General features: G+C 37.7%; 23 protein-coding genes. 1 reads left to right on the forward strand and 22 read right to left on the reverse strand.

The genetic code is table 11. The features are described 5' to 3' along the window. Positions 1-2: 2 nt before the first annotated feature. The 4 genes from FPL27_RS11925 to FPL27_RS11940 form a co-directional block, all read right to left on the reverse strand. Entirely contained in the window at positions 3-1,367 is a 1,365-nt protein-coding gene (locus tag FPL27_RS11925) for a RagB/SusD family nutrient uptake outer membrane protein (protein WP_143961306.1), read from the reverse strand. Positions 1,368-1,522: 155 nt separating this feature from the next. Continuing rightward, positions 1,523-4,744 (reverse strand): SusC/RagA family TonB-linked outer membrane protein, encoded by a 3,222-nt coding sequence (locus FPL27_RS11930; protein WP_143961307.1) that lies wholly within the window; start codon positions 4,742-4,744, stop codon positions 1,523-1,525. Positions 4,745-4,773: 29 nt separating this feature from the next. Next, a complete protein-coding gene (locus FPL27_RS11935; protein ID WP_143961308.1) occupies positions 4,774-6,411 on the reverse strand; it encodes a TlpA family protein disulfide reductase in 1,638 nt (545 codons plus the stop codon). A 264-nt stretch (positions 6,412-6,675) separates the two neighbouring features. Beyond that, positions 6,676-6,942: a hypothetical protein gene (locus FPL27_RS11940; RefSeq protein WP_143961309.1), complete on the reverse strand. Its 267-nt coding sequence runs from the start codon at positions 6,940-6,942 to the stop codon at positions 6,676-6,678. A gap of 1,130 nt (positions 6,943-8,072) precedes the next feature. Between FPL27_RS11940 and FPL27_RS11945 the strand changes: the two genes are divergently transcribed. Beyond that, positions 8,073-8,480: a hypothetical protein gene (locus tag FPL27_RS11945; RefSeq protein ID WP_394348504.1), complete on the forward strand. Its 408-nt coding sequence runs from the start codon at positions 8,073-8,075 to the stop codon at positions 8,478-8,480. A 974-nt stretch (positions 8,481-9,454) separates the two neighbouring features. Here the strand turns inward: FPL27_RS11945 and FPL27_RS11955 are convergent. From FPL27_RS11955 to FPL27_RS12020, 18 genes are all read right to left on the reverse strand, one after another. Then, on the reverse strand, positions 9,455-10,183 hold the full coding sequence (locus FPL27_RS11955; protein WP_143961311.1) for a hypothetical protein: 729 nt from the start codon (positions 10,181-10,183) through the stop codon (positions 9,455-9,457). Next, positions 10,164-13,202: a TaqI-like C-terminal specificity domain-containing protein gene (locus tag FPL27_RS11960; RefSeq protein WP_143961312.1), complete on the reverse strand. Its 3,039-nt coding sequence runs from the start codon at positions 13,200-13,202 to the stop codon at positions 10,164-10,166. The genes FPL27_RS11955 and FPL27_RS11960 overlap by 20 nt, the downstream gene beginning before the upstream one ends. Before the next feature lie 1,156 nt (positions 13,203-14,358). Beyond that, positions 14,359-14,757, reverse strand: a complete 399-nt coding sequence (locus tag FPL27_RS11965; protein WP_143961313.1) for a hypothetical protein — start codon at positions 14,755-14,757, stop codon at positions 14,359-14,361. Beyond that, a complete protein-coding gene (locus FPL27_RS11970) occupies positions 14,750-15,547 on the reverse strand; it encodes a hypothetical protein (RefSeq protein ID WP_143961314.1) in 798 nt (265 codons plus the stop codon). Before FPL27_RS11970 ends, FPL27_RS11965 begins: the two co-directional genes overlap by 8 nt. 668 nt (positions 15,548-16,215) lie before the next feature. Beyond that, a complete protein-coding gene (locus tag FPL27_RS11975; RefSeq protein ID WP_143961315.1) occupies positions 16,216-17,292 on the reverse strand; it encodes a PIN domain-containing protein in 1,077 nt (358 codons plus the stop codon). Positions 17,293-18,197: 905 nt separating this feature from the next. After that, on the reverse strand, positions 18,198-18,386 hold the full coding sequence (locus FPL27_RS11980) for a DUF5131 family protein (RefSeq protein ID WP_185974365.1): 189 nt from the start codon (positions 18,384-18,386) through the stop codon (positions 18,198-18,200). 224 nt (positions 18,387-18,610) lie between these two features. Beyond that, positions 18,611-18,820, reverse strand: coding sequence for a hypothetical protein (locus FPL27_RS11985; protein WP_143961316.1), 210 nt, complete (start codon positions 18,818-18,820; stop codon positions 18,611-18,613). A 6-nt stretch (positions 18,821-18,826) separates the two neighbouring features. After that, the gene (locus FPL27_RS11990; RefSeq protein ID WP_143961317.1) at positions 18,827-19,546 is read right to left on the reverse strand and encodes a hypothetical protein; all 720 of its coding nucleotides are present in this window, start codon (positions 19,544-19,546) and stop codon (positions 18,827-18,829) included. A 2-nt stretch (positions 19,547-19,548) separates the two neighbouring features. Then, entirely contained in the window at positions 19,549-20,949 is a 1,401-nt protein-coding gene (locus FPL27_RS11995; protein ID WP_143961318.1) for a hypothetical protein, read from the reverse strand. 329 nt (positions 20,950-21,278) lie between these two features. Beyond that, positions 21,279-21,401, reverse strand: a complete 123-nt coding sequence (locus tag FPL27_RS20160) for a hypothetical protein (protein ID WP_262712085.1) — start codon at positions 21,399-21,401, stop codon at positions 21,279-21,281. 467 nt (positions 21,402-21,868) lie between these two features. Continuing rightward, positions 21,869-22,435, reverse strand: a complete 567-nt coding sequence (locus FPL27_RS12000; RefSeq protein ID WP_143961319.1) for a hypothetical protein — start codon at positions 22,433-22,435, stop codon at positions 21,869-21,871. Between the two features lie 15 nt (positions 22,436-22,450). Beyond that, complete coding sequence (locus FPL27_RS19810) at positions 22,451-22,627, reverse strand: hypothetical protein (RefSeq protein ID WP_185974366.1); 177 nt, start codon at positions 22,625-22,627, stop codon at positions 22,451-22,453. Positions 22,628-22,677: 50 nt separating this feature from the next. Further along, positions 22,678-22,998 carry a hypothetical protein gene (locus FPL27_RS12005; RefSeq protein WP_221936601.1) on the reverse strand — a complete coding sequence of 107 codons (321 nt, stop codon included), beginning with the start codon at positions 22,996-22,998 and terminating at the stop codon, positions 22,678-22,680. Continuing rightward, a complete protein-coding gene (locus tag FPL27_RS19815) occupies positions 22,995-23,228 on the reverse strand; it encodes a hypothetical protein (RefSeq protein ID WP_185974402.1) in 234 nt (77 codons plus the stop codon). Before FPL27_RS19815 ends, FPL27_RS12005 begins: the two co-directional genes overlap by 4 nt. Positions 23,229-23,497: 269 nt before the next feature. Then, positions 23,498-24,034 (reverse strand): hypothetical protein, encoded by a 537-nt coding sequence (locus FPL27_RS12010; RefSeq protein ID WP_143961320.1) that lies wholly within the window; start codon positions 24,032-24,034, stop codon positions 23,498-23,500. A 38-nt stretch (positions 24,035-24,072) separates the two neighbouring features. Then, a complete protein-coding gene (locus FPL27_RS12015; protein WP_185974367.1) occupies positions 24,073-25,209 on the reverse strand; it encodes a carboxypeptidase-like regulatory domain-containing protein in 1,137 nt (378 codons plus the stop codon). A 78-nt stretch (positions 25,210-25,287) separates the two neighbouring features. Then, positions 25,288-25,464 (reverse strand): hypothetical protein, encoded by a 177-nt coding sequence (locus FPL27_RS19820; RefSeq protein WP_185974368.1) that lies wholly within the window; start codon positions 25,462-25,464, stop codon positions 25,288-25,290. A gap of 91 nt (positions 25,465-25,555) precedes the next feature. Then, positions 25,556-25,891, reverse strand: a complete 336-nt coding sequence (locus FPL27_RS12020; RefSeq protein ID WP_143961322.1) for an HTH domain-containing protein — start codon at positions 25,889-25,891, stop codon at positions 25,556-25,558. Positions 25,892-25,918 lie beyond the last annotated feature (27 nt).

Genomic DNA, 25,918 nt, shown 5'->3' on the forward strand with positions numbered 1-25,918 from the left:
TATTAATCTCTAATATTTTGCTCCATTGGATTCAAGTTCAGCTCATTCTGAGGAATGGGAAAAACATACCTATTGCTATTGGGTTCTAAAATATACCCTTTTTCATTTACCGTTCTGCTAAGCCTACGTGCTGTGGAAGGATCCAGATTTAACCTCCTTAGATCCATCCAGTTAGTCCCTCTAAAAATCAAAGACTTACGCTTTTCTTTCAGGATCCATGCCAATCCATCTTCCATATCACCCGAGACCGACTCATGAGCTCCTACTTCAAACCTGTTTACCATTATCTCATCCATAAGGTCCATCGCTTCTTCGGTTTTCGCGTTTCTATATTTAGCCTCGGCTCCAATAAAATAAACCTCGTCAAGACCTATCCCTCCAAAAAACCAAAATGTACCGGTATAACTCCCCCTAAAATTAAATCCGTCCGCCCTTTGGGTACTATACAGGCTTTTTCTTAAATCCCTATCATCATAAGCTTCGAAAATTTCCGGATGGATAAAGGTATTGGGGTTGGCTACATTAAAATCAATATTGACCTGTCTCGAATGCCAAATAACCTCTGAGTTATAAGGAGGAAAGGGATGGTTAACCGTAGGATTTAGCTGAGCATAATCCATCAGCTGATAAGCTGAAGAGCCGAGTACTAGGTCGGCATAGGCTTCCGCTTGCACGTAATTCTGCATTGTCAAGTATATCCTTGCCAACAAAGCCTCAACAGCCTTACGGGACGGCCTTGTTTTCACAGCCTGCCATTCAGGCAGAAGCCCTTGGGCTTCTATCAAATCAGCCACTACATGCTCATATACCTTCTCCAAGGAGGCTCGTTGCTCAAAGGCAGAAATGTTGGTGTTTACTCTTAAGGGTACACCCAATGTTGATGAAGCCGTACTAGGGTCATATGCCTTGGCAAATATTTGCGCCAATTGAAAATGATTTTGCGCTCTGAAAAACAAGGCCATTCCTTTCAATGGTGCCAATTCCTCCTGCGAATACCTTTCATGCTCCTCAAATTCAGTTACCTTCTCCAAGACAACATTGGCTATAAAAATAGCCCTGTATGGAATATTCCAATCCACCGAAGGGGTACCTTCAAAAATGTCAGCATTCCAAATGTATCCATTAAGGGTAGTAGGGTTTCTAAAATTATTATACCCAATATCATTCATTACCATATCATCGGAACTCAATATTCCAATGGCAGGAACCCTGTTCATTTCCTCTTCATTATCCAGCAAGGCCTGAAGGTCAGCTATAGAGTCTGGGATAAGCCTGGTTTTATCAGGCCTCTCATCCAAAAAACCCTCACATCCCATCAGCACTCCGACAGACAGGACGGTCATTATAAAGTTTATATGTTTTTTCATTATAGTAAATGTTACTTGTTAAGGGTTAACGGTTAACGGTTAACAGTTGAATATTTTGTTGAACTGTGAACTGTGAACTTCCAAAATGCCCCGCCCACCTTTTACCGTGCTACTAAACCTTATGAAGAAAGCGGTGGGTCGGGGCAAAGGCAATTTTAGAAGTCCAGTCTTACACCAGCAGATACACTCCTCAATGGGCGCATGGTCCTAAAGTCCGGATCCAGGGGATCATCACTTGCCTTCCATAAAATCCCAAGATTATTGGCATAAATATATGCCTGAAGCCTGCTGAATTGTAAATTCATCCTCCCTACCGGAAAATCGTAGGTGAGGTTAATATCCTGTAGGCGAATATGATCTCCTCGCTCAACCAGCATTTCTGAAAACCTGTATAAATTATCGCGATTGACATTGGCGCCTGCAGGCAAAGACGGTACGTTGGTAATCAACTCATCCCCCGGTTGCTGCCAACGCTGAGCAAAATCCCCATGACCTCTTGCCCCAGTCAATATTGGATTGAACAACACAGATTCTCTTCTATAAAAATATCCCAAACGATAACTGATGTTGACAGAAAGGGTGAATCCGCCGTAACTCAAATCGTTTCTCAATGCGCCAAATACCGTCGGTCTCGCAGAACCATGATAAATCAGATCTTCCACTCTGCTATTATTGACTATCCCCACGAAGTTGTCACTAACCTCCCCATTGAGGTAACCTCTAGGATTCCCATTGTCGGGATCCAAGCCGGCCCATCGGTAACTGAATATGGAAAACAGCGGTCTCCCCTCCACCGGTGCTACTAATCCGGAAACTCCCTCCCCATTAGCCAATATATTGTTGACCGGAGGGTCCAAAAGGTATTCGTCTACAATTTCCCGATTGGTGCTCAGAAGCAAAGTGGAATTCCATTTAATTCTCCCTTGCAGATTGCGCGAATTGAGTACCAAGTCCAATCCTTCAGTTTTGGTTTGGGCGGTATTGCCCCTAAACTGCGTGACACCAGAGGAGGGAGGCATCATGGCATCACCTATGAGATCCAAACCATCCTTCCAGTAATATTCCAGGTTTCCGCTTAATCTGCCTGTTCTGGACTCAAAGTCAATCCCCATATTCACAATCCTTATTCGCTCCCACCTCAATTCTGGGTTTGGTGGATTCATTATACGTCCATAGGGCATACCTGGATTGATGGAAGCACCACCACCGGCCAAATACAAAGCCGTAGTCTCCGCCGCCAGGGATTTGTCGACATTACCATTAAAACCAAAGGAAGAACGCAGTTTTAGATAAGGCATCCCTTCCCAGTTGTAAAAACCCTCATTACTGATCAGCCAGCCTGCACCAGCAGAGTATAAAGGTACCGCACGTTGGTTGGCATCCACTCCAAAGAGGTTGGACTGATCCCTTCGGGCACTCACCGTTAAGTCAAACCGTTTGTCGTAATTATAGGCAGCATTCGCATAGTAAGAATAAAACCTATCGACCAAATCGGACAACCCTCCCCTGAATGGCACCGCCATCAACGACCCATTATTATAATACATGGGCAACCGGGTCAGAAAATCCATCGGAACAGAGGCTGCAAGATTGGGATTATAGCCATACAGTCTATTGGTATTGCCCTGAAGCTGATAATCCTTCAATTCTATACCCGCCAAAGCGTTAAATTCATGCCTCGAGCCAATTATCTTGTGGTACCGCAAGTTGCCTCTCACATTGTGTGTCTGCGCAATCTGATTTCCAACATCCAGTATACCCGTTCTCGGTATGGGAAATGATAGGTTTCCCTGTGGGTCCACCTGGGTATATTGGTTGATCAGGTTTCTGGTAAAATAACTTTCATATTCAAAATGCTGCTCGGCCGAACTCCTGTTTGTCCAATATTGATACTGAACTTCTGCCGTCAGATCAGGTAACACCTTATAGGACAATCCGGTATTTATCCGCAGATCATCCCCCCTGTTTTGCTGTGGATTCCGGTGTATTTCCTCCAAAGGAAAATATTCCCAATTGAGTAAGCCATCCCGCTCCGCCTGGGTCACAAAACTCCTCCTGTAATCCCGCACCAAAGGCAGGGGATTGCCAGCGGCATCACTCATCATAGCATAGGCATAGGTGGGGTTGGCACTATTGAAATACACCTGCCCAATCCCATCATTACTCCTGTTGGAGGTTGTTTGGGTATAATAAACCGTAGACTGGATGTTCAAACGCCCATTCCACAGCCTCCAGTCATTCCTGGCCTGAAGGGAAACTCTGCTGTTCTCATTACCCACCAGATTTTCCCGATTCTGGTCATAGCCCACAGAAAATAAGTAGGAATGGTTTTCACTTCCCCCACGCACATTGGCGGAATACTGCTGCAAATGGCTTGGCCTATGGAAGTAACGGTCAAAATCCGACCGCACATCATGTGCTGCCAGCTGGCCAAGTCTAGACTCCAGCTCTTGATCATTAAGCAGCCCGTCTCGGTTTTCAAAAAGAGCCTCCACACCCGGTGTCAGCGGCGGCCGATTGATGTTGTTAAGCTGATTGTTGTAATAGTTCCGTCCAAAAAGCTCTCTTTCCATTCCAATGACATCGGCAGAACTCATCACCGGTATATAAAAGGCCTCCGGACGTTCACCGAAAGTACTGTTTGCATTGATACTGACACGGGGCTGCTGCCCCTTCTTGCCGCTCTTGGTAGTGATGACTATCACTCCGTTACCAGCCTGAGCTCCCCAGATGGACGCTGCCGCCGCATCCCTGAGCACCGTAATGCTTTCCACATCGTTGGGGTTGATATTCTGGATATCCCCATCATAGGGAAAATTGTCCACGATGATCAGGGGTTGGCTATTGGCAAACAAGGTACTTCTCCCCCTTATGTTTATCTGGTCATTAGGCCCTCCCCTTTGGTTGAAAATCAGACCACTGGTCACATCTTCCAGCCTTTCCAAAATACCGGTACTCACCCTACGGTCCACTAGCTCCTGATCCACATGAACAAAAGAACCCGTGGCCCGCTCCTTCGGAAGCTGTTGGTACCCCGTACTCAATACCTCCACGGTCTCCAGACCGTAACTCTCCTGCTCCAGCACAAACAAGGGGATTCCCTCAAAGGGGATACGGATATCTACTTCCTGGGCAACATAGCCCAGCATACTGAACTGTAGCCGATAGCTTCCCGGATCCAAGTTGATCCTAAACTTTCCCTCCCCGTCACTGACGGTTATCTGGGAAGTACCTTTGACCTTCACTACCGCTCCGGGCAGGGGAAGGCTGTCTTCTACCGCAATGATCCTGGCGGTCATGCGTTCTTGGGCAATGGCCGGGGCTGGTGCCAGGTACATAGCAGCACAGCAAAACCCCATCAGTATAGATTTTTTCATAAATTTGGTTGGATTGGTTGTAAATTTTATCACTGGCCGGCACTGGGAGTGCCGTTTTTATTCAAGGCGCTTTCGATCACCTTACTGATCTCCGGGTAGCTGTACGGAATTCCAGAGAATTGATAGATCCTCCCCTCCCTGTCGAGTATCATCTTCCTTGGAAAACCAGAAATATTGTAATGCACAAAGAATGGATGCCCCTTTGCCTTCCCTTCAGAATGGAGGTTGATCATATCTGGGGTACTGTAGCGCTCCAAGGCTACACTCTCCCGCCACATAGCTTCCGACTTGTCTGCCGAAATAGCCAAAATCTGAAAGTCATCCCTATCACCGTAAGCCTCCTGAAGGGGCTTGATGGTCTTTTCGAAAAACCCCAAACAGGCCCTGCAACCGGTAATGTAAAAATCCAAAAGGGTCACCTTGCCCTTGAGCCGGTCCAGATCAAATTTTTCTCCATGCTCATCCACAAAATCAAAATGCTGCAGGCTTCCACCTTCCTGTTTTAAGCTAAGCAGATTAAAAAGGTATCTCCTAAGATAGGGATCTTGAACCTCCCCCAAATATGCCTCCAGCTGATCCCCTGCTTCGACTACATATTCATATCGAGTGGAAAAATAGGCCACCATGGCTTTTTCCCGGAACCACGGAGGGTGGATTCGCCTTAGGGCTTCAAATTGGCTGATTCCCTCCGCACGTCGTAGGAATATGCTCCATTTGCCGAAGAGGTCAACCGGTCCAAAAGCTTCTGGATGCCACTCCTCTCCCAACATGGCCTCCATCTTTCCCTTTAAGTCTGATTCCATGATATCCTGGAGCCGATTGGTTTGGGCCGTATCCTTCCTCAGCTCGGCCAATTTGTAGGCGCCATTGAATCGGTGAATGAAATCAGCATAATAATTTGATCTTACATTGTCCGAAAGGAGCCGCTTCAGGTTTGCGTCCAAACCGGACTGAGAGATGAAATCGAGTTTCTTGAGCAAAGCAGGATCATCAGCATGGGGCAGATCCTGCATGAGGTAGGCAGTTTCCTCTTCACCAGGACGAAGAAACAGCATCCTAGGGGCATTCCTGGTGACCAGATCCCTATACCTTTCCACATACATTGGATCTTCGGTTATCTTACTGTGGTCATCAATCACCAAGGTGGCTTGGCGGAAAGCCTTTTCCGTCCGATCCATCCATGCCAGCTGCTGCTGCAGCTCCATCCGTTCCACTGCATTCCCCTCGAAATAGACCCCTCCAAATCGTAAATCCAGGTAAAGGATTAGGGTATCCCCCGGCAGTACAATAAACCTGTCGATAATTGGAAGGTCATTACCCAAGCCCACACTCAGGTATCCCAGGCTATCCATGTCGGGCAGGACATATTCGAATATGCGCTCTCTCCTTCCCCTGCCCTCCAAAATGGATCCCTCCATCACAGGCAATTCCACCGTCTGTACTCCTGGCGCATACCGGCTTTTATATGTATAAGTCTTAAAGAAGCTCAAAACAGGATTGTCGGGTTCATGGTCTGATCTTATCACGCCATGGACCACCACCGGCGCCCCGCCGACCTTTTCGGCGGAGCTGTCAGGGTGAGCGGCAACTTCCTGCCCTACTACTATTTCCACTCTCCCCATTAGACATACCAGTCCCAGGAAGAAAAAGATCATTCTTTTTTTCATCGTATTAATCGTTAATATTTACCGTGAATAATTCCCCCTTTGAAGCGCTAGTCCCGGTAAGGGAAGCGTTCGGGAGGGGTTAGGGGGATGTAGCTACGTAAAACATTACCCCCATTATTTCTCCTTAATCCTATAATCAGTCCCCGCTGGGCATCCAAGGCAATTATGCCAGCGGGACCTTAAACCATTAAACCTTAAGCCTTAAGCGGCGAAGCCAAATAAACCATAAACGGCGATGCCCCGTAACCGGCGAAGCCCATAAACCTACTGCGTCTCCGGTGGATACCTATTCAAAGGCCTCACCTCTACCCGAACGTCCAGCTGATTCCTCATCCCCTCCTCCTTCAATATCACCCCTATCGCCTTGCACAGCAATATTGCCTCCTGCTGTTCCCGGCTCATGGGCTTCGGCTTGGGGTCTGGTACATAGGTGCAGTTAGGTTTCCCCTTACTGAGCATCCCCACCTCCAGCCCCCTATCCCCCACCAGCAGCCACAGGATGCCATCGAATAGTTTCTTTATCTGTTTCATAGTTGAAGTGGTTTAAAGTTTACTTTTTCCCCTGCGGGGAAAGGTTAAAGTTTCTAGTTCAGGGTTCAGGGTTCAGGGTTCAGGCCTGGATCCAACCGTGAGCCGTTAACCCTTAACCGGCGAAGCCATATAAGCGGCGAAGCCCATAAACAGCGAAGCTCGTAAGCGGCGCAGCCCATAAACAGCGTAGCTACGTAAGCGGCGAAGCCAATAAACGGCGAAGCCAAAAAGGCATACCTCTCCCCCGAAGAATTGATGCATTCTTTTTTTTCATAAGATCAAATGTTAAGAATTCACCACCGGAAGTTTAACCGTTAACCGGTAACGGTTAATTGTTCAGGGTTCAGAGTTCAGGTCTGGATCCAACCTTTAACCATTAACCCTTAACCGGCGAAGCCAAATAAACCGCGAAGCGTTCGCTTCGCTCAGTCCGGTGACTTAATCAGATTCTTTTGTAATTGCTTATTGGTTACTTTAGGATTTTGATAGAAGGAACTGGGGCAGCGACATTCGACTTGTTCCAAGAGGCCGAAGCGCAGGTGTAGAATTTTGTTTTTTTCAAGAAAAGCAATGCAGTGTCCCACACCATCCAAAACGGAAGTGTTTAATTTAATTCTGTGGGATTTTACGAAGCGCTCTTCCATAATCTAATTTTTCTGAAAGAGTCTTGTCAATGAAGGACCTCAAAAAATAATGAGGTGGGCTACTCCCGACACGTTGTAAGGTACGTAGGAGAACCTGATTAAGACTATAACTAGCCTTAATCTGAAACGCAATGCCAAGAGTGAGCCCACCTCTATATTCACAAATATAGTGGATGGGCTTCTACTCTCAGTCCTGCGTTTCAAGAAATTTCCTACGTTTCTACAACAAGACTCTGACTAGATGCCAATTAATTTTAATAACATCTGAAATACAATGCTAAAATAAATACTTGTCCTCAAATAAACAACATAAATGTCGAAAAATGAGGACAAATTTTTCTTCCTCTTTGTTTTATGAAAGATGGAAGAAATAAAATTGACACCTCGAGACTCGCCAGAAACCTCAAAAAATTGAGGCAAGAAGCCAATTTGACCATTTCAGGCGTTCATGCTGCTACTAGGATTTCCGAAGATCACCTTCGAAGGTTGGAAAAAATAGAAAACCAAATCTCTCCTAACTCTTCCACTATACAAGCTTTTTTGACTTTATACGATGTGAGCTATAACTCACTAACTATGAAGGAAAATGCTAAATTAGGAGCGGCTCCCACTTTCCTGGATAAATTTAAAAAGAACAACATAACAACCAAAGCCTATTTCTTATCAAATAAATCAATCCCAAAGCTTTTAAGCGAAACCTTAAAAGAGCATCCCCAGATGAGAAAAGGCATGACGGTCTCAGAAATATTAACTTTATTCCCTAATGCTAGGCTTACAAGTAAACAAGTATCCAATGCGCTAAAACAGCTAGTGAAAAAGAATTATTTATTAAGAGAAGATCCAGCCGGAACAAAATCTGTCTATATCTATAAAATCAATCCTTTCAAGGAATAGTAGTTCTTCTTAATTCTCAAGTCTGAATTATATGCAATTTTTAAATTGGCCGCAAACCTATGATTTCTACTCTTTTAGATTGGAGATTGTCACTCAAATGATTCTTAGAACCGAATTTTAAAAAGTTGAACCTCTTTGGATAGTCTAATCTAAGATCGAAAGAGAAAAATGGAGCAGTTGGAGAATTTTTTATCATGAAATTTGAAGGTCATTATATATGTTTATATTATAGATAAAAAAAGTCAATAATATAAACATCTGATTATGAATACCCAGGAACAGCTAATTGAGCTAAAGTCACGATGTGAAGCTAAATTGAAAAGCTTCTATTCCTGGCAGAAGCTACCCTACGACCGAATTGCAAAGGGAAGAGGAATAATTTCGACAATAGATATAACACTCAACTATATCAATGTTGGCAATGATGACGGTATTGAGAGATGCCTTAAGAAACTTAGAAATATGGGATTTCAAATTTAAAAAGCCAGAAAAATTTCCTTTTCCAATAATTGCGATTCAAGGCTTTTGTACCTATATTCATTTGGAAATAAGTAAATGCGAATAAGTTGTATACCACCCTCCAGTGAGTAATTTGAGGCCCTCGAGAGATCGGGGGCTTTTTTATACCAAAGAAATTATAAACTTCCACACCTCTTCCCTCATTCACCTAGGTAGGTATGCTGCGCAAATGATCATCGAAAGTGGGTCAATGACCTTCGGAACCGGAAGGAGTTACTGGAACAAAACGGCCCAATGACCTCAGGATTTTTTTTTGCCCATTGATTTCTGGAATGCCTAGCCTAGTATCAGCGGAAGCCATGGCCCGATGACATCCGTTTTTTTAGACAACACATCAGCAAACGAACTTTGCAACAGTACAGGGATGACAGATTGATACCTTATATCAAACATGAACGGAAAATCCTTTTCCATGAAAGGGATATTATAAAGGTTTTTTAAAGTATCTACCAACGTTAGGTACTTTTGGGAAGTAAATCAAAAAGCAAATGGTGTATTGTAAATTCGGTATTCAGACGTAAATGCAGGCTGTCAAAAGTAAATGGATTTTCTTCTATTGACTTATCCTTCGTACTAATTAAATCGCCCTCCGGAGAAATAGGAAATTTATCACTTAACTTTTTCAGAATTGCAGTTTTTATGTTATTACTGTCGCCATCTATAATAAAACCAATCATTCCGCCAAAGGTTAGATTTTGAGCATACTTTCCATTGAAATAGCGGAGAACTCCACCATCGAAGATGTTTTCATTGTTAGGTTTTTTTTTATAAGTATTGTAGCAAACATATTTATTTACCAAATCTTTACTGCCATCCAAATTTTTACATTCAAAATAGAAATCCTGATTTTTCCAATATGTATTATGAATGGTAATATCATAATTACCCTCCACATTTTCATCATTTGTTTCTTCTCCCTTTACAGAAAAATTTAAACCAAAATCTCTGTTTGCTTTCAATTTGAGACGTACAAATTTTGCGATTTCTCTTTCGGTTCGTGGATATTGCTTTTTCTTTTCTTCTTCAATTTTAAACTTTAATTCAGCACTATCATAGTTTTTATAAAAGTAAAGCAAATAATAAAACACCCAATTTTTCCAAAACTCATCATCTAACGTCTTTAGTTGGCGAGTATCAAATGATAATGGAGCTGGTTTCTTAATCCTAATGTATTCTCTCTCCATTCTCATTAGGTATTAAGTGTTTTAAAATATCATGTCCATCTTCAAAGGCTTTTGTTTCTGTCCAGTTTTTATTTATATCCTCTTTAATAATATATACACAGTCCTTTCCAAATATTTTTTCCTGACTCGCTAAAAAGTTTGCATTAGGATTTTGCTCAAAAATCTCATTAAGTAAATAATTCTTTGTGTTAGCAACTTTTGGGCTGTTAGAACCGTTATCAAAAGAAATTTTTACCACAATTAAATTGAAACCCGCTGGAGCTTCATCTATGGTTATAGGGCTTTCAAAGTAAAACCGCACTATTTCTTTTAAAGTATTTTTATAGCTATCCAAAGCCTTTTTCTTTCTTCCAATTCTTGATTTAGGAAGAAAATAATCTTTAATTCTTTGCTTTTCCCAAAATGACAACTCGTATAAATCGAAAATCAGCTCATTTAGTTGGGGTTCCTTTTCTGTATATTCATACTTACCCTCAGATAAATGCTTACTTAAATCTGAAACTTTTGTTACCAGCTCGTTATCTAAATCTATAGGAACGGGTATTTTTTTTATGTCATCCATTCCAATTTTAGGGAATGAACTATCTATCCTCTTTTTTAAATGGATGTTGCTAAAGTAATTGATCAAGTCACTGTTTAAAATAGCGACAATTAAATGATAATAACTTTCGTTTTCTAATTTTAAAACATATAAGTCAAAATCAAAATAGATATATTTATCTAAATAAACAGCCTTTAGTGATTTGCCTATTCTACTCCAAACAATTCGTTGGCCTAGATATAATTCTTTATTTCTTGGACGGTGAAACATTGATATATCACTTCCTAAATAGGAGCTATAGGATTTTGTTTTAAATTTCTCAATATTACTCGGTTTGATAAAAGGAATAGGGAAATCATTGGTTTGTTCCTGGCTTGAATACAGGCTTTTAAACGCTACATAATAATCATCTCTTTGTTTTTGTGTTAATGACTTCCATCTCTCTTTTTTTATACCAAATTCTTTCTCCATCTCCTCAAACCCGACAAGTTGAATACCTCGATGAAGAAAGAAATCATCATTCTTTAGTATATATTCCTGTAACGAGTTTGAGTTAGAGAGTTTCTTTATTAATAGGTTATCATATTCATTTCCTACAAGAAAATCCCTCAACCTTATTTCCCTGTGTACAAGGTCACTTTGAGCAATTTCAATTGCTTTGTCCTCCTGAATTATAAGTAATTCAAAGGGTTTTTCTGAAAACAGCCCCAAATCCACAGGATAATAATCAATTATACTATCTTCAAGATTATTTGTGAAAATAATAGCCACAACGCTCTCTTTCGCCTTTTCAAATAATATCTTCTTTACCCTTGACAGCTCATAAATTTTTTCAATTCCATAATGAGAATAAAAATACTCTTGAAAAACCTCCGAATAATCATTGTAGAAATTAGAACTGTTTGAAACAAATCCAAATCTTGTATTCTCCTTACTCCAATCTTTGATTTTCAAAAAAAAGCATTGAGATATTTGGGATTTGCCTACGATGTTCTTTGCAACTTTTTTAGAATCAGCAGAAATAGCAACCTGATAAGAATTTAAAAAAGAAATTTCATTTTGAAACTCCTCTGTATTTGATATTTCAAAAAATGGCGGATTTCCAACTATATAAGAAAACACCTTGTCTTCAAAAGGTTTATCAGATGTATTAAGTGTATTGGCGTGTTTTATATTCTGAAAAAATGAATATTCCGAAAACAAGTTGATTTTTTTGTTCTCTTTTAGTTCATTTGCTATAAATTCTTTTACTTTTTTCGGATCAATCCCATTAAATATCTGAAGTGAAAGAGAAAATAACGTGAACCGTTGGGCTGTTAATTCTTTTTCAACACCAAATATATTTTCAGATAAAAGTTGTATTCTGTACTTTATCTTTTCAATACTATCTTGTGGTTCTAAATTTTGTCTTTGTGATATTTCTAAAAGCCTTTGATAACCTGTAATCAGGAACATTCCAGAACCACTCGACGGATCTAAAATCGAACCTATTTTATCTTCATTTATTACATCATCTACAATTAACTGTGCTAATTTCTTTGGAGTATAGTATATGCCATTTTCTTTCTGCTTTTCAGACAAAAACACTTCGTAAATGTAACTTATAAACTCAACAGGTAAAACATCAAACCTAAAATCAAACAACCTTAATTGACCTGAAATTACGTTGTGATTAAAAGAGCTTGCTATCAGTATACGTACCTCCTTTGTCAAATATTTATCATCTATGGTTGGCTGGTCAAATAGTGCATTATTAAATAATTCGTGAATGATTTTATATAGCTTGTTGATGTTCGTATTAGAATTGTTTTCTAATAATTTTTCGTAATTAAGTTCATCGTTATTAAAATAATGACTAAAAAAATAAGAGTTAATAATGTGATTGTCTTCCAAATACTTAATGTAAAGCGTTCTATCAATTAATGCCTGAACAACCTCATTTCTCTTATTGTCATCATAAATTGATTTAATTAATAATTTGCTTAATTGATCTTTTAACTCCTTTAAAGTATAAACTAACTCTTTATCAATACCTTTATATTTGGCTTTGTCAATAAACGAATGATAGTTAAGCCAAAATACTCCACTATCAAACTGCCAGTGTCTAATTTTTTCAATAGTATCTAAATCTTTTTTGGTAGTTGAAAAGACCTGTAAAACACTGTCGTTATTTGAAACTTTAGGGGAATATTTGGCATACAACATTCTTACTTCATCAGCTTCATTAGGATAATAGAAAATTATATCTGCATCGTTTTTATTCCAAACATATTTTCTAAACTGTTCGAGTTCTGTTGTTTCTAACGAAGAAGTAACAAGATAAAAAGAGGTATTGGTGTTATTTGGACTTTTATAAAAAAAAATCGAATTTTTAAGTTTTCGAGATAGAGTAGCTTCTTTCTCAATATCAATAACTTTTGGCTTCAAATCAACATTGAAGTCAAAACCTAAATCAGAAAAGAAATCTACGTAAGTCATTGATTACATGGGTATTAATACTGTAAAACCAAGGATATGAATAGTAAAGTTACAGAAAACTATTCAAATGGTCATTATTTTTATCTGTATACCCCTATCTAATCATTCATTTCTATTAGATGAGGACTTCAACACTATAATGATTCCTTGTGGTTGAATTTAAAGACAATTTAATTAAATATGAAAGTCCGGTCATGAATTGTCTGATAATTTACCTAAATAAAATGCTTTTTCAATTTTGGATAATTCGAACCAAGCTGCCCCTCCCCAAAAGCTCGGATACCATTATCCCATATATTTACAGACTTTAAGTGCCTGCCTTTCCGCTCCCGATTTTTTTAATCGGGACTGAACCTCGAAAATAAATATGCAGAAAAAGATTCCGAAGTATAATGGGTTCTTCGTCAATTTTGGTGAATGTTTTAGCCAGATGACCTTATCTCCAGTCAGAACCGCTATCCCTATCAACTCTATTGGACTTTTGACGGACCCATGGAGCTTAGCAGGATGTCAGGTACAGAAAGCATCTGGTCTGCCAGCCAAATGTCCAGCTAAACGATTTCTAAACCATGTCCTGAAAAACTCTAAATTCCTATCAACCGAACCTTAAGTCAGCGGTGACCAGATCCAGAAAATATGAACCCGACATCAACCGTTTGGATAATCCGACCCATACTAACCCTCCCAATACTGGGATAGTATTATCCGATGTCCGTTTACAGGCTTAAAACGCCTGCCATTCCGACGGATGCTGCCCCCCTAAAATTTAGAAGCAGTAAAAGAATTCGGAGCATGATCCCCCCTATGGGTGCTGTTCCAGAATATGCTGCAGAAATGGGAGACAAAGCAGTATTTAGATCTTGAGCCTGGCTTCGATTCAATCATCGGGATTACCTAAATTATTTCCGGCATAAACGATTTAAAAAATTGTTACCTCCCTGTAAGTAGAAATTATGCCTCCGAGGATTTAGGGTTTAGGAGACCGTTATCCCATACTAAACACTCCTATGCAACTCCATCTCCGGCATCTCATCTTAGGTACGGCCATTTATCTCCCTTCCTGCTTACTTTTTATTCTTGCCACCCAATTGCTTGTGCATATGTTGCGTCTGAGGTAGGCATATTTCGATTAAGCCATCGTTAACTCCTTTATTCTCTATCTAATTAAAAACATAATAATTAATGTTGAAGAAATTGAAATCAAATAAAATGGAATTAAAGTCCAAGAAAAAACCCCACAAATCCAAGAATTCCCCTCCTCATGTTGAGTGGTATCCATGCTAAAATCAATATTACTTTCCTGTTTTACAGCAACAGTTTTGTATAAATCTCTAAATTTTCGTTCAGTGGAAATAAAAAAACCATCAATTACCCAAAAAACAGGTATAACAATATATGCAACAAGGACATAATTAATATTCGCATCTTTTGCTGCTAATGCAAACAAAGCCGATATTAGAGTAATACTCCAACCCTTGATTAAAAAAGAGTTACTATTCATTCTAGAAATAACATTTTGAATAAACTCTAAATGCTTAATTTTATGATTATCCATAGTTTGTCAGAATAAATTTATCATCAATTGGTTTTAAACGGTATAAAATATCTAAAGCGTCATTAGCTGAGGAGCAAGATTTCCCTATCCATTTTTTTATATCTGATATGTTAAGATCTGATAGATGAGACAGCTCTAAATCGTATTCTATAATTAAAAGATCTCTTTTGCTTTCATTAAGTTGACCTCCCTCAGAAAACATTTTTATCCTCGGTTTTAATCGGCTGGGTGTCTTTTTTCTAATCGTTTGTGTCGTTGCTATTTCTGAAAAAATCCAAGGTGATTTAGTTCTTGAAACCACATCTGATGATGAAAGGGAATTAGGGGAGTTTAGAAAGAATATACATTCACAGTTATCAATCATTCGATTAAGTGCAGTAGACAACATTAAATTAACATGACTTGTCGAATAATTTCGTTTCGAGTAGTTATATGACTCCCCACTATAATTTAAACAATAATTATCATCAATTTGTTTCAGCAAATTCGTCGAATAGCCCCATATACAAGAATCTATGAAAGTAATTACACCCAATTTTTCATATAAAATTCCAGCTAAAGTTATAGCCTTTTTTTCATCAGCATGTGAATGAGATAAGAATAAATGAGCATCAATCATTGGAAACCAATTATCCATAATCTTAGTTCCGCTTAAAGATTTATTTCCTAGTAAAAAATCATCAAGGACAAATTTTGTTTCTATTTTGTGTCCATCATAAATTTTTAGGCCAATTTGATAGTACTTATCATTTAAACCTTCTGGTATTTTTAAATTAAATCCTCTAAACATATATATTAAGTATTTTGTAATAATTGTATGGAAGCAACCCGTTGGCAAACGGCCGTGGCGGTTCCGCGTGGACTTTGTCATATCCATTTTTTTCGACGGACTTCTTAGATCCTTTTCACCAGACCTATTGAAGGCATTCCTAATTCCCCAATTCGGTTGGAGCTAAAGCAGTCGTATAGCTCCTTCCTTACCTTCTTGGGACCACACAGGCTGTCTCTAGTAGCTCCTCCAAAATTAAAAATAAATTCCGCTTTAAAAACACCGAGCGGGGAATTATACAAGACAACCAGTATTAAAGCAAAATTTTAGTAGAAAATTTATAATTATAAAGCATTATTGGTTTTGAAAGGGTTAATAATTCCCAAAAAATATCCTGACTTTCTCTGAACCACCAAAATCATATTCCCTTGACCTTTAATACCCAACCATTTCAACTTCAAAAGTTGCATTACTTATTTCTTTTGAACCATGCAGTTATTGAGACACTAGCCTCAAGTTCAAAGGTTATAGTAGAAATAAGCTTTTAATGTAAACACTATATTTCTAGCTACCAATTAGGCAAAATTGTGCCAACTATTATTTTAACACAAAGGTGAATGTATGGACATAGCCTTGGCCCCTAGTTTTTACCTTGAGGGAAATAATTTCAAACATAATGTTAGGCATTCTTATTCTATATAGATTGAATCAGGAATTCCAGAAGATATCTCTTTTAACTCCCAGTCGTCCCATTCTACAGGTTTTCCAGGTAATTCTATATTACACTCTTTACTGACCTTTAGAATAGTTTCCCCATCTATTTTTGTCTCAATTTTTTCTACGTTATACCATATGTCATCTTCCTTATCATACCATCCAGTAGATGTATCTTCATAAGAAACATCTGCTGAATAATTTATTGGAACCGTAAGTTCAATTGAAACCGTATTGTCGGAAAAATAAAGTACAAAATGTTCTGAAATATATCCTTCAACCTTATCAAGGATGTGAACATCGTATTCATAACCATTTCTATTATCAAACCCATCCATAGGAAACTCAAAAGTAAATTCCTCAATTATTTTATCTACTATTTCCTTTTCTTTTTCTTCAAGCAAATCATGAACCTTTGGAAGCATATTTGCATCACTGAAAGTGAAACTAACTTGTTCTAGCAATTTATCATATTTTGTTACAGGAATCAAATATTTAGATTCAAATGAAATTAAATCTTCGTCACCTGTAACTACATATATTTTCTCCTTAATCCTCTTACACCAAGTATCCAATGAGTTCAAAACAAAAGCGTCAGGAAATTCATGTTTTTTCTTCAGGTCTTTAAATGGAGGTTTAGAATTAAAATAATCATTTATAACTTTAGAAGTTACTTCACTGTTAATTGGAATATTTGTAAAATGATCATCAACCTGTTTTACAAACTGCTCTTTTAAGACATTAACTTCTTCATCATATTTGAACTCATCACTAAGGTTAAAAAGAGAAGACAAAGAAACTACGTTCTTTAAAATCTTGCATTTAGTATCAAGATCCTTAAAAATTTTCTTTAAACTAGAATTTGCATCAGATGAAGATTTTTCAATATTAGCAAGACACTCATTAAGCGTTATTGGTGTAATGATTAATTCAATATTAGAAATTTTGGCGTGTTTAAAGAAGGCCTTCAATTTTTCACCTGCAAAGAAATTCTCCTTGATAAATATCGAGGTATCTAAGAATATTTTATTGGTTTCTATTTGCTCTATCATTTTTCTAACAATGCTAAAATTTATAAATAAACCGTTAAAATTATCAATCCAAACGGAGGATGATTTACTATGTCAGTCCCCTTCTCTCCACGCTTTCGTTATTAGATGCCTAATTACCGGAGGTCGGTAATCAGATGCAGGAAGACCGATGACTGAGGGAGACTGTCCGTACTAAATCGGATTTAGAAAACAGGATTAGACTTTTGCTTTATGCTTATGCTCAGAGCAGTGCCCCCTCAGGCCTTATTTGCACCCAATTATTATTTCACCCTCAAAATCCCCTTCCCTGCAACCATCTCCATTTCATAGTTCGTGGGATGTACCGTAGCATTACTTGCATAATCCAGGGACCAGTCATTGAATTCTATTGCAAGAAACTCCACGTTTTCCAGGATTGGGTTATCTCCTGAGCCATCTACAGCCCACTCACCTTACCTCCTCCAAGATTAAGGAATTAATTACAGATAAAAAATACCTAGATCGGGGTATTTTATAAGGGGATTGGTGAAAAAGGCAAGTATTTAAAGGAATATTTATAGTTTTCTTGGATTTTTTATTTTGTGGGATGGGGATGCATGGAAGCCGGAGGTCGGATGAGGGGATTAGAGTGACGGATGCCCGATGCTTGATTCTGGTTAGAAAAATTCCAGGGGGGTAAAAGCTGTCCCTCCTCCTCTAAGACCAATTCCGGCACAGTTTAAACCGAAACAGGTGGCACAGATTGAAACGGAAAACCCAGCAGTAATTGGGATTTTAAGTAGGATTCGCTTCGGTGATTGGAATTAACTAATTATTCCTCGTAATTTAGAAGGGCATAAACACCTTTGATACCACCCTGTAAGTAGTAAATAGGCCACCGAGGGATCGGGGGCTTATTTAGGTTTTGGGGACCAGAATCCAATATACTAAACACTCCTCTGCAGCTCTATCTCCGGCATTTTATCACAGGTACGACTGTTGAGCTCCCTTCCTGCCTTCTTTTTGTTTTTGCCGACCCATTGCTTGAAGAAGAAGGCGAATCCGGACTCCTCGCATTGCTCCTGGATATCCAGTACCAATATATTTGTCGGAGGTTGATTCGTTATAGTTGTCAACAACTTCTGCTTTTTTCCACATGTCTGTCAACAATATTCTGTAAGATTGTCTAAGTCTATCATTGTTTGGATTATTTTAAAACGTTATGCAAACAGTCAAGTATAAGAGCAGTAGCGAATTTTCGGCAATTACCTGTCCGCCATCACAAAAATTTATTAAATACAAAAACTTTGATTATACGACTTAACCCGCTAATGATTTTATAAAATGTCAGGCAACGTAATTATATACACTTACAATATTTTCTTCCATTAATATCAGTCCAGCAGTATAATATTTTACCAGGAGGACAAGATAAATGCTGAGGATTAGTATTTTTAAGCTTTAGGCTTGTGACTTCTGCATCATTAATACCATTTTCCTTTAAGAGTTTATTTATTTTTTCAAATAACCCTTTGTCTACTTTATCGAGATTTTCTTTGAATTCTTTCATGGTTATTTATTTTTGAGAATATAATTTTAAAGTGTCCTTTTTAAGATTATTGGTTTCATCTAAGGATTCTGATATTGCATAAAGTTGACCTTCATAACTGTCATTCCCCATAGTAAATTGATTGGTAATTATTCCAAGCGAATCAGTCTTAAAGTTATAATTCACCAAAATACCTCTATTAATACCATCTATATCCACAACTTTGGTATTTGCAACTGTCCCAGTGCTTACTTTACCACTTCCTCTTAATAACTTTGTCGTCAATGTAATTTCAGTAAATGAGGAATCAGGTGCTATTGTTAAGGATGATGATGATAATTTAATTGATTCACAAAGAGCTTGTTTGAAACTTGCGTTTATTTCTTTGGAAATTTCTGATTGCAATACTGAAATTATAGCTTTAATATTTACCGTTTTAACTCTATTAGAGGCAATGTCTAAGTTTGCTATCTTTTTATTTACTTTATCAATTTCAACTAGCCGTATATTAGCTTCTTTCTCAATTCCATCAATAACAAATATTACCTTATTATTATCCTCTGTTGAAAAATTAGAAGGAAACTCGGCAATAGCTGTGATTTTGCTTAAGCCATCTGCTAACTGTTTATCATTAACTATCCTCAAAATCATAATATTAGAAAGTTTCGTTGGAGAATAATCATCCTCATTATAACAAGAGTTTAATAATAATAGTAATAATAAAGAAAAAAGAAGTCTATTTTTCATAATTACTGTGATTTTAAGTTTTTTGTAGAAGTTGGAATTATTCCTTCAAGCCATTTTCTTATTTCAATGTCGATTGATAGCCCAAAGTAAGGATGAATAGCTAAACTTGAATTTCCAGAAACTGCATCTATTTTCTTGAAAAATACGCCTCCAAAGTTCAATCTTGTTGATTGAGTTAAGATTTTATATCCCCCACCTAACATAAGTGAATAGTTGCTAAAAAAATCTTCTCTAAATCCAGTTTTTTCTAATGAATTTAGAGTAACACCAGTATGGATTGAAAATCTTTGACTAAATAATAATCTTGATAGTTTTAAGGGAATATCTTTATTAACCGGAGTTAAAGATATATGGACACCTATATATGGAGAACCACCTTTAATACTCCCTTCGTATGGAACATATGTAATATAACCAAAATCAGGTACAAGTGTTCTTTTATAGCTTGTTTCGTATTGGTCAGGGTAGGAACTTAATTTATGATTTAGAGAATAAACCTCGGCTGCTTTAATGAATTTTAAATAATTAGGGACAGGTTCTGTTCCAACAAAATTAGTCTTTATGTACTCCATTTCTATTTCTACAGATTTTTCGACTAATTTTTCAAAATTTGTATGGATTAAATATTTTGTGGGATTATTATCTAATTCAGTTTTTATATATCTTAAGAAAAAATCATATAATCTTTGATTGTCTGGGATTCTTCCAAAATACTCGATTATCTCTAAGCCTGTATTTGGTTGGAAATTATTAAAGGTTGAAAGCCATTTACAAAATTCAATAATTTTAACTTTAGAAATTTCTTCTTGCCTTACTTTCAAACCAGTAAGATTTTTATAAAGAATATTTGAAACAATAGTTGTGTCAATTGTAGAATTAAAATTTATATATTGTAATTCTTCTTTTAAAATAATCAGGTCCTTATTCATTGGATGATAGAGATACCAAAAAGGTTCATTACTTCTAATTTTTTCATTGTTTAGAAAATCAATTGTTTTCATCCAATTTGTTTTCTTTTCATAATCAATGCCTTCTATGTGCATATCTCTGAAAGCCCCATATAGGTCTTCTCTTCCAACATATGTAATTTCAAGTTTGTAAAATCGGTTTGGTTTAAGTGGTGGAATTAGTATAACATTCAAGTTATCACTTCTACTCTCGACTATAATATTCTTAACTCTTGAAGAGTCCAATGAATAATTAAATGTTGGGTCGTTGTAATATTTCTTTGAATGTTTTTCCTTTATGGGATATAACTTTACAGAGTCAATATAATTATATTTAGATGGCAAACTTATTGTATCTAAAAACTGTTTTCCAAAATTTACTTTTTTCGGTTTATTCTGTCCGAATACAGAAATCGTGATGAAAAAAGTGAATATTATCCAAAGTGTGTTTTTCATTATTGTTGTTTATATGTTGCCTAACTCGTATTTCTCCATAAGTTCTATGAGGCTTATCCGCCCTATTAGGAGGGGCAAACTTGACTAAGAGCCAACGTTTATCAGGGAAAAATATCTCAAGACCAATTAAACCTGCCTAAAAAATTAAGGCAAGAGGGCCTCCTCTATAACTGCTAATCATATTATCCCCCATGAGGAATTTCCTGTTCTGCATCCACTTCAGAGGATAGGGTTCGTTTCAGTTTGAATCTCTTGACACTGGACTTTTGCATCCAATCGGGTGGAAATACCATGCATTTCCTGCATAATCCAAGAGCAGTTATTGATTCCTACGCTTGTATCTTAACAGGATCCAAGCCAGTAGCCGATTTCTGCTTTGAAATCTCACGAAGGGCTTCCAGCTGAATGATGGACCACGCCCCTCCTCCGCCGAGGGAACGGATTTTGTACATGAAAAATAGGTTTAGTGAATCAAAAATCGAATCTTCACCAAATTTCAATAAAAAATTATCCCGAAAAAATACCTCCAAAGTAGTATTTTAGGTGATATATGAAAATTTAACCAAATTATTATTATTATTATTATTATTATGACTTACGAGCCATATCCAAATTATTCTGTATATTATTAACTCATCTTCTTCGGTTGATTCATCTATTAAGTTTATGACTAGCGAATCGAACACAGCTATGGTGAAAGTGGGATAATATAATTACGAAAATGTTGGAATGTCTGGTGGGTGATGTCGGATGCCCGATGTCCGTTGACCGATGTCTGGATGTCCGATGTGGGGCAGTCAGATGTCAGATGCACTGCCTGAATTCAACAACTGATTTCATGGATACCATACGTGAAAATAGTTGTTGGGAGTGGGTTAGTATAGCTCAAACCATTGAGCTTGATTTGATCAAGGATGCCTTATTTATCTAAAATTATTTTGAAATAATAATAAGTGGTGTCATATTCCCCATCCTTCCCTTTCCTAAAGTAGATCTTACCGGCCTTATAATCAATGATGGATTCAGTATTTATAAAATTATTGTCAGTAACAGGTGATTTTTTAAAATGCAAGGTATCTCCTCTAATTTCGTACCTGCCACCAAACCTTTCTTCCCCAAGCAACCAGTTAGCAAAAATGATATAAGTCCCATTCTCAAACAACATCAGGTCCATTCGGCTTCTTTCATCTATAAATACCGCTTCCAGAGTTTTGTTCCAAAATAGACCAATGCGGACACCATAAATACCAAGAAACAAGCCTCCTGAAATAAATAAGATGGAAAGCAACTTGAAATCAGGCAGTTTGACCTCTTTAAACCCAGTCACGATTAGCATTATGAACAAAGCCACCGCACCAATAGAAAGAAAGGCCAAAGGAAGGTAAATCAAAAAACTAAAAGCTCCCAACCAATCTTGAATAACCACAAGGTAAAGTCCTAAAGCCCCTAAAGTCACAAAAATCAAAGTTTTCAATACCTTTTCCATATACTTAATTTCTGATTAAAAATTTGCAGCTCCATCCCCGGCATCATCATGCGTCCTGCCGTGGACCTCCCTATCTACCTTCTTATTATTTTTTTGCCCCTTATCTGCTTCTTCACGTTGTTTTAAGATATCCAGCACCCTGCCGGTATTTATAGGCCTAGGCTTGTGTCCGCTCTCCCCTCCTACAATCACTCAAACATTTCCGGATAGGTTCTGGTGGGCAATTAGCCTAATCAGAGAGGTCAACGGCATGCGTTATGTAAGTTGCAGTTGTGGTTTTTACGATGTATTTCATAATAAAACCGGAGCACAGGCCAATTCCATAAGGTCAGTGTTTGTTCAGCCCTGATTTTTCCTTCTGGGCAGGAAACAATTAATTTATCCCGGAATGAGCTAATATACTGAGACCAAAAGCCACCCTTTGAATCTTTAAGCAAGAAATAAAATCCTGGATCACCAAACTTTTCGCCAGATGAATCTAGGCGGAGTTCACCTTTTGACCCTACGCTGGCAGCCATAATTACCGTTGCATTCCCATTGGGCAGAGGAAATATTGCTTTCACACAGGTTTTTCCGGATCAGGGTAAAAACGATTGGGAAGAATGACCGTTGCATTGTCATATTTCAAAAAGAAATCTGCATGGTTGGTCAAATTCATATTTTTTGAAATGCCGGTTGATACCTTGACCTTGTAATCCGGGGTTATGGTGATGTAGCTGTTTTCAAAAGCCTTATCAGGAAGCGGGTTGATGGTGATGCCGTTTCTGGGGTTCATGCGGTTCTTCTCATCCATGCTTCAGGGTTTGATGTGGCCGGCGATCAGGAAATCCGGATGGGAGATGCCGGTGATGCAGCAGGTATTGTTATAGGAGCCAACGATGGTTTTCCGGAAAAAAGACTGGTTCACGCTGGTTTGATTGTCCCCTGTAGGGACCCAAAACTTTAAATATGATTAAGGTTTAAGCGAAATAATCCGGATAGCTTAAAATCCCCATGGAATTATCGCCATTCGAGGGAAGGTAATATTAAAACTCTCTCTTCATTTATACTTTTTATCCACCCTTAACAATCATTAAGTCTTTCCACCTGAGGCTGAAAGGGCACTTCACTCTCTATATACCCCTTTGCCTCTCTAGCAGAGATTTTCCTCAGCCCCGCATCGTCCTCGAGGAAATAGCTTTCGGAATTGACCACCTCATTCATGAATACTATTCCCAAAGGCACACCGATTGGTATGCCATATTCAAAACCGGCAAAGGCACTGATGGCAAAGGTCATCCCAGTAACAAAACCGAATTTGGGCAGGAAATTAAATCTTTTGCGCTTATACAGCCTTTCCTCCCCATCGGTGAGCTGACGAAGCCATACCTGCCTATTGCTTATTCTCTTCTGCTCCAGCATGATGGTGTCCACCTCACTGACAAAGACCAGGTAATCATAGGGTAAGACATTTATCTTTTTATTTTCCCCTGATTGTTCATAATTAAGGGTTTTGATATTGGAAAAATATTTTGGTACTGATGACACAGATTTTTCCATATCATTCCCATTGACACTAAAAAACAAAGCATTACATTGGGCAAAATTTGCTTTAGGCATAGCCAAAAATATAATTAAAATCAACAATTTATCCATACCTAATAATACTTTTCAAGTTTCTCCAGCATTTCTTGTTCCTTCTTTGTCAAAGACAAATTATGAACCTCCTCCCAAAATGGATTCGTACTTCCATGACAATTCTTATATATAGATTTGTCAAAGGATTTCCCTTTTTTCACAGGGTCTTTATAACTCTTATCCATATTAATCATATTGAATTGACTAACGAATTTATTCTCCTGCATCTTCCCTTTAATTTCACTTGTTAAACTTATTTCAGCCCTAGCAAAATAACCAATGGTTTTATCTTTGTCATATTTAATTAAGTATCTCCTCTGAACACTATTTACATCTACTTTTACAAATGGGGCTTTTTTCTGAATTAAACCACCAGATACTAATTCATTCAAAATCTCAACTATTTTACCATTTCCATCCAACACGTATGTGTATTTGTATAAATTATTTTCCACCTCCATAGGTAATAGTGTCACAATTTTTAAATCCCCGCTCTCAGTAATATCATCTACTATATATTCATTTAATTTATTAATTAAACCAGTATAGAATTTACCATCCAAACTTTCGAACATTAAACTAGGCTTAATTGGATTAAAAACCTCAAACAATGCTTTATTCTCATTCACAAATTCGTATGCTCTACATTCAGAAGCAGTTCCAATTAAACCCTTTTTATTATTTTTGCTTAAATGAAAAATAGCATCTGCAAACTTTTCAAAAGAATCATTTCCTTGGACATATTCCAAATAATATAGGCTATGACCATTCTCGTTTGTAAAATTTTTCACTAAAGAAGTCAATCCCGTTTCAATCTCTTTTAAAATTCCAGATCTAAAATCACTATTAAATGTTACCTCGTCCAGTTCTATAAATGAGGTTTTTAAGGAAATTAGCTTATTGTTTTTAATTTCCTCAGTAACAATCACTTTGACTGTCCCATAATTTAAATGCCTAATAGTCAAAACACTCCCAAGAGGGAGACTATTCATCCTAAAAATACCATCTGAATTAGTAACACTTAACTGCGGTTGATCGTCAATAAAAACATGAGCATAAGCAATTGCAGCATTTGTTTCAGCATCAACAAGAAAGAAATCAACCTTTTCTGTAAACTGTATATGTACAAGATTAAGAAATATCAGCAGTTTGAACATAACCATCAAATAAATATTTTGTATTAAATAAAAGTTATCCTCACTCCAAATGGTGTGAGGATAAAAACCTAAATAAAATTACCAAATCTCATCAACAGCTTTTTTCACTAATGAACCGACGAGAGCAACGCAAGCGGCCATCACTAGTTTTCCACCGAAGGTATCCCAAAAACCTTTTTTATCTTCCCCACCATTAATGTCTACCATTTCGTTTAGGGAGAGCTCACTCAGATTCAAATTTTCTAAATTATTCATTTTTTAATCATTTTTTACATCTAACCTCGGGCGTTAGTATTCCCAATCTCATCCAGTCACCTTTTAGCTAGCATCATGAGTAACTTTCTGATCATGCTACTAAGATATGCCTGCTCCGTGCGGAAAAATAGCACGGAAAAAATATTTTTTGTTTTTTTCCTCCAACAATACTGTGCATTTCCCTTACATCAAGAACTTTAATGTTTAAATCTATTACAATTTCTTTTTCGTCACAATATACAAAACTGTTCTCTGTTCTGGAGAAGCAGATTTCCAATCCATAATCCTTTAAATAGTCAAGATACACATACAATTGTCTTCTGCTTATACCTAGCCTATCGGCCAAATCATCCGGGCTTCCTGTTCTTCGTGATTTAACCAGTTTCACAAGTAGCTGCATTCTTTCAATTTGCTTGATAAAGTTCATAAATCCAAATATTTAAAAGTTCAACTC

Origin of the sequence: Litoribacter populi, from assembly GCF_007483685.1 — a bacterium.
Taxonomy (GTDB): Bacteria; Bacteroidota; Bacteroidia; order Cytophagales; family Cyclobacteriaceae; genus Litoribacter; species Litoribacter populi.